The sequence below is a fragment of the Pseudonocardia sp. T1-2H genome (genome assembly GCF_038039215.1).
Lineage (GTDB): Bacteria > Actinomycetota > Actinomycetes > Mycobacteriales > Pseudonocardiaceae > Pseudonocardia.
On sequence record NZ_JBBPCL010000001.1, the window covers coordinates 2772252 to 2785495 of the forward strand.

13 protein-coding genes are annotated in these 13244 nt (G+C 73.8%); 7 read left to right on the forward strand and 6 right to left on the reverse strand.

What is annotated here, in order from left to right; translation table 11 throughout:
• Positions 1-386 precede the first annotated feature (386 nt).
• From WBK50_RS13850 to WBK50_RS13865, 4 genes are all read left to right on the forward strand, one after another.
• Entirely contained in the window at positions 387-1514 is a 1128-nt protein-coding gene (locus tag WBK50_RS13850) for a sugar ABC transporter substrate-binding protein (RefSeq protein ID WP_341336005.1), read from the forward strand.
• Positions 1515-1586: 72 nt separating this feature from the next.
• Positions 1587-2360, forward strand: coding sequence for an ATP-binding cassette domain-containing protein (locus tag WBK50_RS13855; RefSeq protein ID WP_341336006.1), 774 nt, complete (start codon positions 1587-1589; stop codon positions 2358-2360).
• Positions 2361-3956, forward strand: coding sequence for an ABC transporter permease subunit (locus WBK50_RS13860; protein ID WP_341336007.1), 1596 nt, complete (start codon positions 2361-2363; stop codon positions 3954-3956).
• Positions 3953-5125 (forward strand): ROK family protein, encoded by a 1173-nt coding sequence (locus WBK50_RS13865; protein WP_341336008.1) that lies wholly within the window; start codon positions 3953-3955, stop codon positions 5123-5125. Before WBK50_RS13860 ends, WBK50_RS13865 begins: the two co-directional genes overlap by 4 nt.
• 66 nt (positions 5126-5191) lie before the next feature.
• On the opposite strand, the gene WBK50_RS13870 is transcribed toward WBK50_RS13865, so the two are convergent.
• The 3 genes from WBK50_RS13870 to WBK50_RS13880 all read right to left on the reverse strand — a co-directional run bounded on the left by WBK50_RS13870 (position 5192) and on the right by WBK50_RS13880 (position 7691).
• Entirely contained in the window at positions 5192-5494 is a 303-nt protein-coding gene (locus WBK50_RS13870; protein WP_341336009.1) for a DUF6777 domain-containing protein, read from the reverse strand.
• Between the two features lie 36 nt (positions 5495-5530).
• Complete coding sequence (locus WBK50_RS13875) at positions 5531-5839, reverse strand: hypothetical protein (RefSeq protein ID WP_341336010.1); 309 nt, start codon at positions 5837-5839, stop codon at positions 5531-5533.
• Positions 5840-6113: 274 nt separating this feature from the next.
• Positions 6114-7691, reverse strand: a complete 1578-nt coding sequence (locus tag WBK50_RS13880) for an Hsp70 family protein (protein ID WP_341336011.1) — start codon at positions 7689-7691, stop codon at positions 6114-6116.
• A gap of 162 nt (positions 7692-7853) precedes the next feature.
• Between WBK50_RS13880 and WBK50_RS13885 the strand changes: the two genes are divergently transcribed.
• On the forward strand, positions 7854-8624 hold the full coding sequence (locus tag WBK50_RS13885; RefSeq protein ID WP_341336012.1) for a DUF1775 domain-containing protein: 771 nt from the start codon (positions 7854-7856) through the stop codon (positions 8622-8624).
• Here the strand turns inward: WBK50_RS13885 and WBK50_RS13890 are convergent.
• The 3 genes from WBK50_RS13890 to WBK50_RS13900 all read right to left on the reverse strand — a co-directional run bounded on the left by WBK50_RS13890 (position 8590) and on the right by WBK50_RS13900 (position 11626).
• Positions 8590-8871, reverse strand: coding sequence for a hypothetical protein (locus tag WBK50_RS13890; RefSeq protein WP_341336013.1), 282 nt, complete (start codon positions 8869-8871; stop codon positions 8590-8592). The two genes, WBK50_RS13885 and WBK50_RS13890, sit on opposite strands and share 35 nt — an antisense overlap.
• 155 nt (positions 8872-9026) lie before the next feature.
• Positions 9027-10100 carry a YncE family protein gene (locus WBK50_RS13895; protein WP_341336014.1) on the reverse strand — a complete coding sequence of 358 codons (1074 nt, stop codon included), beginning with the start codon at positions 10098-10100 and terminating at the stop codon, positions 9027-9029.
• Between the two features lie 5 nt (positions 10101-10105).
• Positions 10106-11626 carry an Hsp70 family protein gene (locus WBK50_RS13900; RefSeq protein WP_341336015.1) on the reverse strand — a complete coding sequence of 507 codons (1521 nt, stop codon included), beginning with the start codon at positions 11624-11626 and terminating at the stop codon, positions 10106-10108.
• 189 nt (positions 11627-11815) lie between these two features.
• Here WBK50_RS13900 and WBK50_RS13905 point away from each other — a divergent pair, with 189 nt between their 5' ends.
• Both WBK50_RS13905 and WBK50_RS13910 read left to right on the forward strand, forming a co-directional pair.
• Entirely contained in the window at positions 11816-12532 is a 717-nt protein-coding gene (locus WBK50_RS13905; RefSeq protein WP_341336016.1) for a sensor histidine kinase, read from the forward strand.
• Complete coding sequence (locus WBK50_RS13910) at positions 12523-13188, forward strand: response regulator transcription factor (RefSeq protein ID WP_341336017.1); 666 nt, start codon at positions 12523-12525, stop codon at positions 13186-13188. Before WBK50_RS13905 ends, WBK50_RS13910 begins: the two co-directional genes overlap by 10 nt.
• Positions 13189-13244 lie beyond the last annotated feature (56 nt).

Genomic DNA, 13244 nt, shown 5'->3' on the forward strand with positions numbered 1-13244 from the left:
CCCGCCGGACGGGGTTGTGCGGCGGGCCACCCGGACTGGAACCGTTTCGCGCTCGGCGAACGCTTCCGGACGGGTAGCTCGGGCCCGACGGGTCGGCTGACCGGTGGGAACGCCCGAGTCGGTGATCCTTCCCCTGCCGGGTTGCCGGGCGTGTCCGTCCGGCGACCCGTTGTTGTCGGTCAGGGCGTCCGCCATCGTCCGTCTGGCCCATCTGAATCGAACCGGAAACAACAAACCGGGCCGTACGTGACCGAATTGTGATGCTCCTTCGACAGCTTGATCGGTTCAGTGTGGTTCTCGTCATGCCACTTCTCCGCATACGTTGTCGCCCACAACATTCCCACCGGGGTCCCGGTGGGCCACAGGGACGTGGGAAGGACCGATCGATGGTGATTCGGAAGGCGGCGCTACGGGCGTCGGTGGCGGCGGGCCTCGGGCTCGCCCTCACGCTGTCCGCGTGTGGCGCGAACAGCGCGAGTTCCGCCAGCTCGGGCGGCTCGGCCGCGCCGGCGGCCGGCGGCGTCAAGGTGGGCGTCATCCTCCCGGAGACCGACAGCTCGGCCCGCTGGGAGGGCTTCGACAAGCCCATGCTGGACAAGGCCATGCGGGCCGAGGGGCTCGACCCGGACATCCAGAACGCCCAGGGCGACGAGCAGAAGTTCTCCACCCTGGCCGACGGCATGATCTCCAGTGGGGTGAAGGCGCTGGTCATCGCCTCCATCAGCAGCGACGGCGGCAGCGCCGTCGCCGCGAAGGCCAAGGCCCAGGGCATCCCGGTCATCGACTACGACCGGCTCAACCTCGGCGGCACCAGCGACTACTACGTCTCCTTCGACAACGAGCAGGTCGGCGCGCTGCAGGGCCAGGGCCTCGTCAAGGGCCTCGGCGACAAGCCCGGCGCGCAGGTGATCGAGATCGAGGGCGCGCCCACGGACAACAACGCCACGCTGTTCTACAACGGCCAGCAGACCGTGCTGAAGCCGATGTACGACTCGGGCGCGCTGAAGCTCGTGCAGAAGCAGGCCATCGACAAGTGGGACAACCAGGTCGGCGGCACCACCTTCGAGCAGATCCTGACCGGCAACGGCGGCAAGGTCGACGGCGTCGTCGCGGCGAACGACGGCCTCGCCGGCGCGATCGTCACCGTACTCACCAAGTACGGCCTCAACGGCAAGGTCCCGGTCACCGGCCAGGACGCCACCGCGGACGGCCTGCAGGCGATCCTGCGCGGCGACCAGTACATGACCGTGTTCAAGCCGATCGAGCAGGAGGCCTCCTCGGCCGCCAAGCTCGCCGCGGCGCTGGCCAAGGGCGACACCGCGGGCGCCGACGCCGTCGCGACCCAGACGGTGGACGACCCGAAGGGCAACCGGCAGGTCAAGTCCGTCCTGCTCACCCCGCAGCTGATCACGAAGGACAACGTCAAGGTCGTGACCGACGCGGGCTACGTCAAGGCGAGCGAGATCTGCGTCGCCGAGACCCAGGCCGCCTGCGACCAGCTCGGCATCAAGTAACCGCAGCCCAGCACCCCTTGTGAGTGCGCAGCCTCGTTCCGGCGAGGCTGCGCACCCACAGTCGGAGGAGACATGTCACAACCCATCCTGCAGCTGCGGAAGGTGTCCAAGAGCTTCGGCGCCGTGCAGGTGCTGCACGACGTCGACCTCACCGTGCGCGCGGGCGAGGTCACCGCACTGGTCGGCGACAACGGCGCCGGCAAGTCGACGCTGGTCAAGTGCATCGCCGGGATCCACCCGATCGACGGCGGCGAAGTCCTGTTCGACGGGAACCCGATCACCCTCGGCACCCCCGCGGCCGCGTCCCACCTGGGCATCGAGGTCGTCTACCAGGACCTCGCGCTGGCCGACAACCTCGACATCGTCCAGAACATGTTCCTCGGCCGGGAGCGCGGCAGGCCGTGGCTGCTCGACGAGGCGGACATGGAGCAGGCGGCGCGCCGCACCCTGGCGTCGCTGTCCGTCCGCACGGTCACGTCCGTCCGCACGCCCGTCGCGTCGCTGTCCGGAGGGCAGCGGCAGACCGTGGCGATCGCCAAGGCGGTGCTGTGGGATTCGCGGGTGGTCCTGCTCGACGAGCCGACGGCGGCGCTCGGCGTCGCCCAGACCCGCCAGGTCCTCGACCTGGTCCGCCGGCTCGCCGAGCAGGGCATCGGCGTCGTGCTGATCAGCCATAACATGGGCGACGTCTTCGAGGTGGCGGACCGCATCGCCACCCTCTACCTCGGCCGGATGGTCGCCGAGGTGCCGACGAAGGACGTCACGCACAGCCAGGTGGTCGAGCTGATCACTGCGGGCCGCTCCGGCGACCTGGGCCTCGCCCGGCCCGAGACGGCGGTCCTCTAGATGGTCGCGCCGACCGGCTGGAACCGGGCCAAGAAGACCGACAGCGGCGAGCAGACGAACCGAGGAGACACCGTGGCCGACAGCCGACCGGCAGGGACGGCGCCGCCGTCGTCCGAGCCGACGCCGCCGGGGACCCCCGCCGCGGGCGCGTCGGCCGTGACCGACCCGAGCGCCCCGACGACCGCGGCGGAACGGGCGAACCCCGCCAACCGCTCGGCGGACTTCGGCATCGACACCACCGCCCGCACGACGGGCGAGGCGATCCGGGGGTACGTCACCGGCCTGCGGTCCGGCGAGCTCGGCTCGTTGCCGGCGCTGCTCGGCCTGCTCGCCCTGTTCATCCTCTTCACCCTGCTGGACGCGGGCGGCACCTTCCCGAGCCTGCTGAACCTGGCGAACCTGCTGCAGCAGGGCGCGGGCCCGACGATCATCGCGATGGGCCTGGTGTTCGTCCTGCTCACCGGCGAGATCGACCTGGCCGCCGGCACCGCGTCCGGCCTGGCCGCGGCGCTGATGGCGCTGCACCTGGTCAGCGGCGGCAACATGCTGGGCGCGATGGGCACCCTCGTGTTCATCCTCCTGGTGGCCGCGATGCTGATCGCCGCGGTGCTCGCGGTGCTGGTCAAGGTGTACGCCGGGGCCGCGGTGAGCGTGGTCGCCGCGGTGCTGCTGGTGGTCGGCTTCCCGCAGAACGCGTGGCTCGAGATGCTGCTGGCGGTCTGCATCGGCGTGGTCATCGGCTGCCTGACCGGCTTCCTCATCGCCAAGATCGGGATGCCCTCGTTCGTCGTGACGCTGGCGCTGTTCATCACCTGGCAGGGCGTGATCCTGCAGCTGATCGGCGACGGCGGCACGCTCGGCCTGCGGGACCCCGTGATCAACGCCGTGGCCAACGGCAACCTCTCCACCGTCGGCTCATGGGTGCTCTTCATCCTCGGGGCGGGCGGCTACGCGGGCGTGCTGCTCAACCGGCAGCGCTCGCGGCTGAGCAAGGGCCTCGTCGCCCAGCCGACCGGGCTGGTGCTGATCAAGGTCGGGGCCGTCGTGCTGCTCGCCGCGGTGGCCACGTTCCTGCTCACCCGGGACCGGTCGCCGGGCACGATCGTCATCTCCGGTATCCCTTATGTCGTGCCGATCGTGCTCGTCCTCCTCGTCCTGGGGACCTACGTGCTCGACCGGACGCGGTTCGGCCGCCACGTCTACGCCGTCGGCGGCAACCGGGAGGCTGCGCGCCGGGCCGGGATCGACGTGGTCCGGATCCGGGCGGCCGTGTTCGTGATCAGCTCGGCGTTCGCCGCGATCGGCGCGATCGTCTACTCGTCGAAGGTGGGTTCGGTCTCGCCGGCGGCCGGTGGCGGCAACACGCTGCTGTTCGCGGTCGGCGCGGCCGTCATCGGCGGGACGTCGCTGTTCGGCGGGCGCGGCCGGGTGAGCAATGCCGTCATCGGTGGTGCGGTGCTCGCGACCGTGCAGAACGGCCTCGGCCTGCTCAAGCAGCCGGCCGCGGTCGTGTTCGTGATCACCGGGCTGGTGCTGCTGCTCGCGGCGTCGGTCGACGTGCTGTCCCGGCGCAAGTCGGCGGCCGCCGGCAGGTGAGCGCCCCCACCTCCGGGACCAGGCCGGACGACGCGCGCCGGCACAACCGGACCGCGCTGCTCCGCCGGCTGCACGTCGACGGCCCGTGCACGCGGGCGACCCTGGCCACGGAGCTGGGGCTCAACCGCAGCACGATCAAGGCGGTCGTCGACGGCCTGGCCGAGTCCGGGGTGGTGACGGAGGCCGTCCCGACGCAGCGCAGCGGCGCCGGGCGGCCCTCCCTGCTGGTGCTGCCGGAGCCCCTGTCCGCGGTGGTGCTGGCCGTGGACATCCGGGTCGACCAGGTCGCGATGGCCATGGTCGGGATCGGCGGGCAGATCCTCGGCCGGCACAGCTGGAACCTGCACCGCACGACGCGGCTGCCGGGTGAGGTGATCACCCACGTCGCCGAGTCCGCGCAGCTGCTGCGGGACGAGCTGGCGGTGACGGAGCAGGGCATCGGCGTCTCCGTGCCCGGCGTGGTCCGGCGCGCGGACGGCTGGATCCACGAGGCCCCCAACCTGGGATGGCGGGAGGTGGCGCTCGGGCAACGGCTGTCGTCGGTACTCGGGCGACCCGCCCAGGTCGGGAACGACGCGGAGCTCGGCGCGCTCGCCGAGCACCTGCGGGGCGCGGCCCGCGACGCGCAGGACCTCGTGTACCTGTCCGCGGACGTCGGTGTCGGCGGCGGCGCGATCGCCGGCGGCCGGCCCCTGCGCGGGACCGGCGGCTACGTCGGCGAGCTGGGCCACATGCTCGTCCGGCCCGGCGGGCGGGACTGCTTCTGCGGTGCCCAGGGCTGCTGGGAGACCGAGGTGGGCGAGCCCGCGCTGTGCCGCGCGCTCGGGCTGCCGGAGGACACCCCGCGCGGGGTCCTGGTGGCCGAGCTGCGCGGGCTCGCCGCCACGCCCGGCCGCTCGGACCTGCTGCTCGGGGAGTTCTCCGGCTGGCTGGCCGCGGGCCTGGTGACGATCGTGAACATGCTGGCGCCGGAGCTGGTGGTGCTGGGCGACCTGTTCGCCGCCCTGCCCACGGCGCTGGTCGAGAAGGTCCGCGACGACGTCCAGAGGCGCAGCCTGGTCAGCCGGGCGGTCGGCGGGACGCGGATCGTGATGTCCCCGCTGGGCCGCGACGCGAAGCTCGTCGGCGCCGCGGAGCTCGCCTTCGAGCCGGTGCTCGGCACCGTCTGAGGCTCCGCTCCCCGGACAGCGGCGGGGTGGCCGTGACCCGACACACCGGCCGCCCCGCCGCCCCACCTACCCCGCGGGCAGCCGCACCAGCTCACCCCTCTCGACGTCCAGGACCGTGAAGTCCGTGACCTCGTCCGCGGCCGGCTCGACGTAGGTGGCCTGCGCGGGCCGGAAGAACCGCCAGGGAGTCCCCGTCACCTCCGTCGCGACGACGACGTCCGCTGCGCTGAGCGGGTTGCCGTTGGCGCACTTGACCCGGGGCTGGCCGCGGTCGTCGACGAGCACCGCGGTCCCGGCCTGCAGCACCGCGGGATAGGCGGTGGCGCCGAACCCGTGCTCGGTGACGGCGGCGTCGGAGCGGAGCAGCACGGCCGTCAGGCCGTCCGGGCCGCCGGCACCGTGGGCCTACGCCCAGGCCGAGGCCCTCGCCGGATCGGCCTGCAGGGCCGCCGTCAGCGCCGCGACGTCACAGCTCGGCGCGGTGCCCGCGCGGGCGTAGAGGCCCTCGGCGTCCCCGGGGACGTGCCCCGCGGGCTCCGCCGGGGGGAGCATCCCCGCGCGGTCCTGCCCGAACGCGGGGACGAACGGGTTCGGTCCCGGATCCGACGTCCCCTCCAGTCGCACGTCCACACTCGCCGAGCTCGGGCTGAGCCCGGCCCAGAACGCGGCTCCGGCGCGGACCAGCGCGAGCGCGGAGAAGGCCGGCAGGGACATCGAGCCGGATCCCTTCGGCCGAGGTGGTGCCGAGAGCGCCGTCCGAGGTCCCTTCCGGGGGCGAGCAGGTCCGCCGACAGGGTGCCGGCGTGGGTGTGGGGTGGCGGTCCCGCGGCGGTGAAGACCGTGGCGACGGTCAGCGGGCACCGCTCGGCGACGGCTGTCAGGAGGCCGCCGCAGGACAGGATCGCGTCGTCGAGGTGGGCGGAGAGAACCCGGATCGGCGTCCCCTCCGCCACCGCGGATGCCACGGCGGACGAGAGCGGAACGTCCATCAGCCGATCCGGTTGAGCAGCACGAAGACGATGACCGCGACGGCCACGGCGACGGCGAGCAGCGCGACGCCGGTGGCGAGGGTGCGGCCGATCGACGTGACATGCCAGTCGCCGTCCTCCCCGGACCCCGAGGCCTGTCGTTCCGCGTCGGACCCGGCGCCGGCACCCGGGTGCCGGGGATCCGAGGGCCCGGGCGTCGGTCCCTGCCGGGCCGGCGGACCGTACCGGCGGGCCTGTCCGGGGTAGGGCGCGGCCTGTGGGGCGGCCGGGTCGTACGGCGGTTGCGCAGCCGGCCAGTAAGGCGCGTGCGGCTGCGACGCGGCTGGGCCGTACCCTCCCTGCTGCGCGGCCGGTCCGTGCGACGCCAGACCTTGCTGCGGAGCTGGTCCGTGCGGTGCCGGGCCCTGCTGCGCGGCCGTTCCGTATCCCGCCGGGCCGTGCTGCGGAGCCGGCCCGTACGGCCCGGGGCCCCGCGCGCCCGGCCCTGGCGACGACCGGCCGTTCTGCACTGCGGACGTGAGCCCCAGCGCCACCGACGCCGCCCCGAGTGCCACGGACTGTTCCGTCTGCGGGTCGATCGCGGCCACCCCGCCCAGGCCCTCGGACACCATCCGGGCCACCAGCGGGATGCGCGTCGCCCCGCCCACCAGCACCACCGCCCGCAGCTCCGCGGGAGGGACCTGCGCGAACCGCAGCGCCCGCATCAGCGCGCCGACCGTGGACTCGATCGGGGCACGCATCATCGCCTCGAGATCCGCGCGCGTCAGCGCGAGGTCCTCGTGCCGGTCCGGCAGGTACACCGGGAGATCCGCCTCGGCGTCGACGGACAGGGACTCCTTCGCGAGTACGCACTCCGCCCGCAGCCGGGCCAGCGCCGCCGCGGCGCGGGGATCGTTCTGGTCCAGCCGGCTCAGGGCGCCGCCGGTGCGGTAGTCCAGGTGGGTGAGGATCGCGTCGTCGAAGTCCGTGCCGCCGAGCCGCTCGATGCCCTCCGGCGGCCCGGCCAGCTCCATGCCCCGGGGACCGCGCCGCAGGACGGCGGCGTCGAACGTGCCGCCGCCGAGGTCGTAGACGGCCACGAGCTCCCCGAGCCGAAGGGCCCGGACCTCGCCGTACCGGATCGCCGCGGCCTCCGGCTCGGTGATCGTCGTGGCGCCGGGCAGGCCGGCCAGGCGGGCCACCTCGGTGAGCAGCGCGACGCGCGTCGGGCCCCAGTGGGCCGGCCGGGACAGGACGACCTGGTCGGGTGGCCCGCCCCGGACGGACTCGACCTTCGCCACCACGTCCCGCAGGACCGCTGCGAGCAGCTCGGTGACGCGATGGGGGCTTCCGCCCAGCGTGATCGGCGTCGGCTCACCGAGCCGGCGCCGGAGCAGGCGCACGGTGCGGTCCGGCGCCGCGGTGGCGCGGCGCTCGGCGGCGTCCCCGGTGGTCAGGGTCCCGTCCGGATCGGCGTGCACGACCACGGGAGCGGCGACGGACCGGTCGCCGAGCATCACGGTCTCGCTACCGCCGGCGTGCGCGACCGCGGCCGCCACCGACGACGTTCCCAGGTCCACCCCGAGGCCGTAGCGCACCGAACCTCCTCAGGGGCCGGACGGACGGGCGCGATGGTATAGGGCTCCGCCGGGAATCGGGCAGATCATCGGGCCGGATGTGTGCCGGCGGGAACCGACGGGAGCCTTCCGGACCGCCGCGCGCGGCGCGAGACTGGTACGGACGGGCGGACGGGAGGCGGCATGCAGCGAGTCGTGCGGGGTGCCCGGCCGGCCGTGGTACTCGCGCTGGCGGTGCTCCTTGTGCTGCTCGGAGCGGGCCCGGCGGCCGCGGACGTCCGGTTGCTGCCGGACCGCACGGACGCGGGCGCGCAGGACGTCACGGTCGTCTTCCGGGTGAGCAACGACGATCCGGCGGACCCGGTCGTCGGGCTGCGGGTGGCGCTGCCGACGGCGCGTCCACTCGTCGACGTGCGGGTGCCGGCGCTGCCCGGCTGGCAGGTGACCACGGCGCCCGTTCCCGACCGGGCCGAGGTCGGGACAGTCGAGTGGCGCGGCGGGCCCGTCGGCGCGGAGCCGCTGGACCTGACCCTGGTCGTCGGCCGGATGCCGCAGGGAGCGGGTCCGGTGCGGTTCGGTGCGGTCCAGACGTCCCGGTCGGGGACGACGGTCGTCTGGTCCGACCTGCTGGTGCCGGGGGCGCCTCCGCCCGCGCACGACGCCCTGGTGCTGCCCTACGGCGCCCCGCCGGCCCCGGCCGCGTCGCCCGGCCATCACGACCACGGCGGGGAGGCCGCGCGCACCGCCGCGGGCACGCTGGGGGATCCGCCGGGGACGGCGTCGATCGTGTGGAGCGTCGGGACGGTGGCCGTGGTGGCGCTGCTGTTCGGCCTCGGGATGCGGGAAGTCGGGAAGCAGCAACGCCGCCGGTTCGACGAGCTCACCGGGAGCCCACCCACGACCGGGAGCCCCGACGAGCTCAGGACGTCAGCACCGCGCGACCGGACGCCGTGAGGTGCACGGCCCCCGAGCGCGGGTCGTCGGCCTCGATCAGACCGGCCCTGGTCAGCCGGGGCGCCGCGAACGGGTCCGCGAGGAACAGGCCGTCGACCACGAGGACGGACGGGCCGGACATCCGGCAGCGGCCGGCGTCGACCGCGCGCAGGACCGCCCGGTCCCGGGCGCTGAGGTCCTGGAGCCCCCCGAGCCCGAGCCCGGTGGCGGCGAGCCGGTCGGTGCGGGTGAGTGTCGTCGCGGACATCGCGGTCTCCTTCCGTCCGGCCCCCGGGACCTGCTGTCCGAGTGATCCGTGAACGGTTGAAGACTGCTCCCACGTGGGCCGGCGGAACATCAGGTACTCCCTACGGATGCCGGGGCGGACCCGCCTTCGCAGGTAGGGTCCGCCCCCGGGCTCGGTCAGCCGGCCAGGTGGAGGACGCTGATCGTGCCGCTGTTCAGGTTCGTCACGAAGGCGCGGCTGCCGTCCGGCAGGACCGCGACGCTCGTCGGCGCGCCCCCGGTGGGGACCGTCGCCGTCGTCGTCCAGGTGTCGGTGTTGATCACCGAGACGGTGTCGCCCTCGACGGCGGTGACGTAGACGAACCGGCCGTCGGCCGACCACGCGACGTCCTGGGGCTTCCTGCCGACCGGCACGGTGGCGATCACCTTCTCCGTGGTCGTGTCGATGACGGTGAGCGAGTCGCTGTCGTAGTTCACGTTCGCCACCAGCGGCTTGCTGGGGGCGACGGCCAGGCTGTGCGGGCTGATCTGCACCTTGACCTCGCCGAGGACGCTGTTGTTCGACGTGTCGATGATCGAGACCACGCCGGACTCGTGGTTCGCGGTGTAGACCCGGGTGCCGTCGTTGGAGATCGCGGCCCAGTGCGGGTTGGGCGCCACCTTGATGTCGGTGGTGACCTTGCTCGTCGCCGTGTCGATCACGCTGACGGTGCCGGAGTCGTGGTTGGGCACGTAGAGCCGGCTCCCGTCCGGGGTCACGGCCAGGGCGAACGGCCGGGTGCCGACCGGGATCGTCGAGACGATCGAGTTCGACGTCGTGTCCAGCACGCCGACCAGGTTGATCGTCTTCTCGTCGTTGAAGATGCTGACGTAGACGCGTTTGCCGTCCGGCGCGAACGCCAGGTACTGCGGCGGCCCGGCCTGGACCGGGATGGTCGCGGTGACCTTGTCGACGGCGGTGTCGATCACGGTGACGACGCCCGCGGCCCGGTTCGCGACGTAGGCGAGCCGGCCGTTGGGGGAGATGGCGACGAACCCGGGGGTCTGCCCGGCCGGGATCGTCTGGCCGACGGTCGGGATCGGGACGGCCGTCGCGATCTTGGGCTTCGCGGGGGCGGGTTCCTGGGCGGGGAGCCCCGACCCCGGGTTCACCCCGTTCGGCGACGCCACGACGGCGCCGGTGTCCGCGCCCGAGCCGCTGAGCCGATCGTAGGCGAACCAGCCCACGCCGCCCAGGACCAGCACCAGCACCCCGATCAGGGCGGCGAGGAGTGGGCCCTTCCGCCGGGGACGGGAGCCGTCGGCGGCCGACGGCGGACCGCCGGCGGTGCCGGACGGGGGACCGTCGTCGGGCGGGCCGCCGTCCGGCGGACCGGTGCGGTAGAGACTCTCCTGCCAGGCCGGCAGGGGCCCGGTCGAGGGCCCGCCCTGCGCGGACGACGGAGCCCGCGGCGGCGGACCCTGCGGCGGGCCCTGCGGCGGCGGGGCCTGGTAGGTGGGCGGCGGACCGGCCGCGTACCGGGTGTCCGGCCTGCGCGGCGGCAGGGTGGTGGTGGCGGAGGCGTCGCTCCCGGCCTGCATCGCGGCGGGCTCGTACAGCCCGTTCGGTGCCACCCCGTTCTGGGGTCCGGCGCCCGTGGGCACGGCGGCGACCGGGGCGGCGGCGTGCGCCTGGGGCCCGGCGGCGGCCGACACGGCGGCCGGGGGTATGCCTCGGTCAGGCCCGCGGCCAGCCGTGCGGCGCCGAGGGCGACCGCGTACTTCGGGTGCGCGTCGACTACGGTCGGCGCGCCCAGTTCCTCGGCGATCATCCGGGCGACCAGCGGGATCCGCGACGACCCGCCGACCAGCAGCACCGCGCTGAGGTCCGACGCCCGCACCTCGGCCGAGCGCAGCGTCCGGGTGAGCGCCCCGATCGTCGACTCGACGGGGGCACGGACCATGTCCTCGAAGTCGGCGCGGGTCAGCCGGACGTCGAAGTGCCGGCTGGGCAGGAACACCGGGATCGTCGTCTCGGTGTCGATCGAGAGGGCCTCCTTCGCCAGGATGCAGTCCTGGCGGAGCCGGGCCAGCGCGACCGCGGTCTGCGCGTCCCCCATGTCCAGCTCGGAGAGCGCGCCGCCCGCGGTGTAGTTGACGTGGGCCAGGACGGCCTCGTCGAAGTCCACGCCGCCGAGGCGTTCGATGCCCTCCGGCGTCCCGAGGATCTCGATGCCGTCGGCCGCCTTGCGCAGGACCGTCGCGTCGAAGGTGCCGCCGCCGAGGTCGTAGACGGCGACGATCTCGCCGTTGGAGAGGCTGCGCGAGGCCGCGTAGTGGGCCGCGGCCGCCTCGGGCTCGGTCACCATCCGCGGCAGCGCGAGCCCGGCCAGCTGGGGGACCTCCTCGAACAGCTCCCGGCGGTACGGGCCCCAGTTCGCGGGGTGGGTCAGCACGATCGAGTCCGGGGCGGTGCCCTGCGTGGCCTCGACCTTGGCGACGACGTCGGACAGCAGGCTCGCCAGCAGCGACGTCACCGCGTACGGGGTCCCGCCCAGCATCACCGGCGTGGGGTCCCCCAGGCGGCGTTTGAACTCGCGGCCCACCCGGTCGGGGTTGCTCACCGCCCGGCGGCTCGCCGCGTCCCCCGTGACGAGGGAACTGTCCTCACGCAGGTACACCACCGCGGGCGCCACGACGCTGCGGTCGCCGAGGGTGAACATCTCGACCCTCGACGACTGGGCGACCGCCGCCGCGACGAAGGTGGTACCGAGGTCGACCCCCAGGCTGTACGACACGAGTTCGCCTTCCCTTCAGGCGGAGCCACCGAGGCTTCGCTGACAGGCGTACGACCGTGATGAGTGCACGATCTGGTGCTGTGATACTCGGCACGGGTGTGCTTGTCATTACCATTCGGGGGAAAACCCTAAATGGGGCCGGGGGAGTGCCCCCTTCCGGAGCAGGCGCCCAACAGTCACCCTGTCCGGATGAGGCTCGAGCCCGCGGCCCGCGCGGACTGTGAGGGCGCCCCGTGCGCAGCGCTGGACGAGCCCGCGGCCCGCCCCGGCCCGGCCGACCGACCTTTCCCGACGAACTCCCAAACGGCCCCGGAGGTCCACGCGGCCCGTCGTCACCGGGAGTTGCAGCAGTGGCACGCCCGCCTCCGCCTCGAACGGCAGCTGCACGACGGCGCCGCCCTCCGGATCTCCGCGCTCGCCCTGCAGCTCGGGCTGTTCCAGCACCGGGTGCCCCCGGGTGAACCGGAGCTGCACGACGCCGTCGGGACCCTGCAGGACGAGCTGGCCACGGCCCTGCAGGAGTTGCGGGACGTCGCGGCCAAGATCTACCCGCCGCTGCTGGACCAGGCCGGCCTCGGGCCCGCCCTGCGCAACCTCGTGGAGCGCCTCGACCTCTCCGTCCGGGTCACCGCCGGCCCGGACCGGTTCGGCGCCGCCGCGGAGGGGGCGGTCTACTTCGCGCTGGCCGACGCCCTCGGCGTTAACGCCGGGCAGCTGCCGGACGAGGTGAGGGTGACCCGCGAGTCCGATCATCTCGTCGTCGTCGTGTCCGGCGCGGGCGTCGGCCTCGGCGAGCTCCTCCGGGACCGCGCCTCCCCGCTGGGCGGGTCCGTGAGCGGCCCGGATGTCCGTGCTGCCGAGCCGCACGGCGTCGGCACGATCGTTGTGAGGATCCCATGCGAGTAGCCCTGGCCGAGGACGGCGCCCTGTTCCGCGAGGGCCTGCTGATGCTGTTGGAGGCGGCCGGCCACGAGGTGGTCGCGGTCGCGGCCGGGGGTGACGAGCTGATCTCGCTGCTCGCGACGACGCCGGCGGACGTCGCGATCCTGGACATCCGGATGCCCCCCGAGCCCGACGGCGGCCTGATCACCGCCGAGCGGCTGCGCGGCAAGTACCCGGAGATGGGCCTGCTGTTCCTCTCGCACTACGCCGAGTCGCACTACCTGATGCGCATCCTGGAGATCGGCACGGACTCGATCGGCTACCGGCTCAAGGAGCGCGTCGGCAGCGTCGAGGTCCTCAGCGACACGCTGGGCCGGATCGCCGACGGCGAGATCGTCATCGAGCCGGTCCTGGCGAAGCGGCTGGTGGAGCGCCCGCGCGGGCAGAAGAAGGACGAGATCGCGGCGCTGAGCGAGCGCGAGGTGGACGTGCTGCGGCTGATGGCCGAGGGTCGCTCCAACAACGGGATCGCGAGCCAGCTGGTCGTCACGCCCAAGGCCATCGAGAAGAACATCGCCAACATCTTCGTCAAGCTCAACCTGCACACCGACACCTCCGAGCACCACCGCCGGGTCCTCGCGGTGCTCACCTACCTGCGCTCGCAGCGGGACGGGAGCTGAGCGCAGGCCCTTGGTCCAGGGCGCCGGACGCTCTAGCGTCCGCGTGGGACCGGGCA

What these genes read in the sequence shown, in the direction of transcription:
- WBK50_RS13855 (WP_341336006.1), top strand. Translation starts at nt 1,587, where the DNA reads ATGTCACAACCCATCCTGCAGCTGCGGAAGGTGTCCAAGAGCTTCGGC.
- WBK50_RS13885 (WP_341336012.1), top strand. Translation starts at nt 7,854, where the DNA reads ATGCAGCGAGTCGTGCGGGGTGCCCGGCCGGCCGTGGTACTCGCGCTG.
- WBK50_RS13905 (WP_341336016.1), top strand. Translation starts at nt 11,816, where the DNA reads ATGAGGCTCGAGCCCGCGGCCCGCGCGGACTGTGAGGGCGCCCCGTGC.
- WBK50_RS13890 (WP_341336013.1), bottom strand. Translation starts at nt 8,871, where the DNA reads ATGTCCGCGACGACACTCACCCGCACCGACCGGCTCGCCGCCACCGGG.
- WBK50_RS13860 (WP_341336007.1), top strand. Translation starts at nt 2,361, where the DNA reads ATGGTCGCGCCGACCGGCTGGAACCGGGCCAAGAAGACCGACAGCGGC.
- WBK50_RS13850 (WP_341336005.1), top strand. Translation starts at nt 387, where the DNA reads ATGGTGATTCGGAAGGCGGCGCTACGGGCGTCGGTGGCGGCGGGCCTC.
- WBK50_RS13910 (WP_341336017.1), top strand. Translation starts at nt 12,523, where the DNA reads ATGCGAGTAGCCCTGGCCGAGGACGGCGCCCTGTTCCGCGAGGGCCTG.
- WBK50_RS13875 (WP_341336010.1), bottom strand. Translation starts at nt 5,839, where the DNA reads ATGTCCCTGCCGGCCTTCTCCGCGCTCGCGCTGGTCCGCGCCGGAGCC.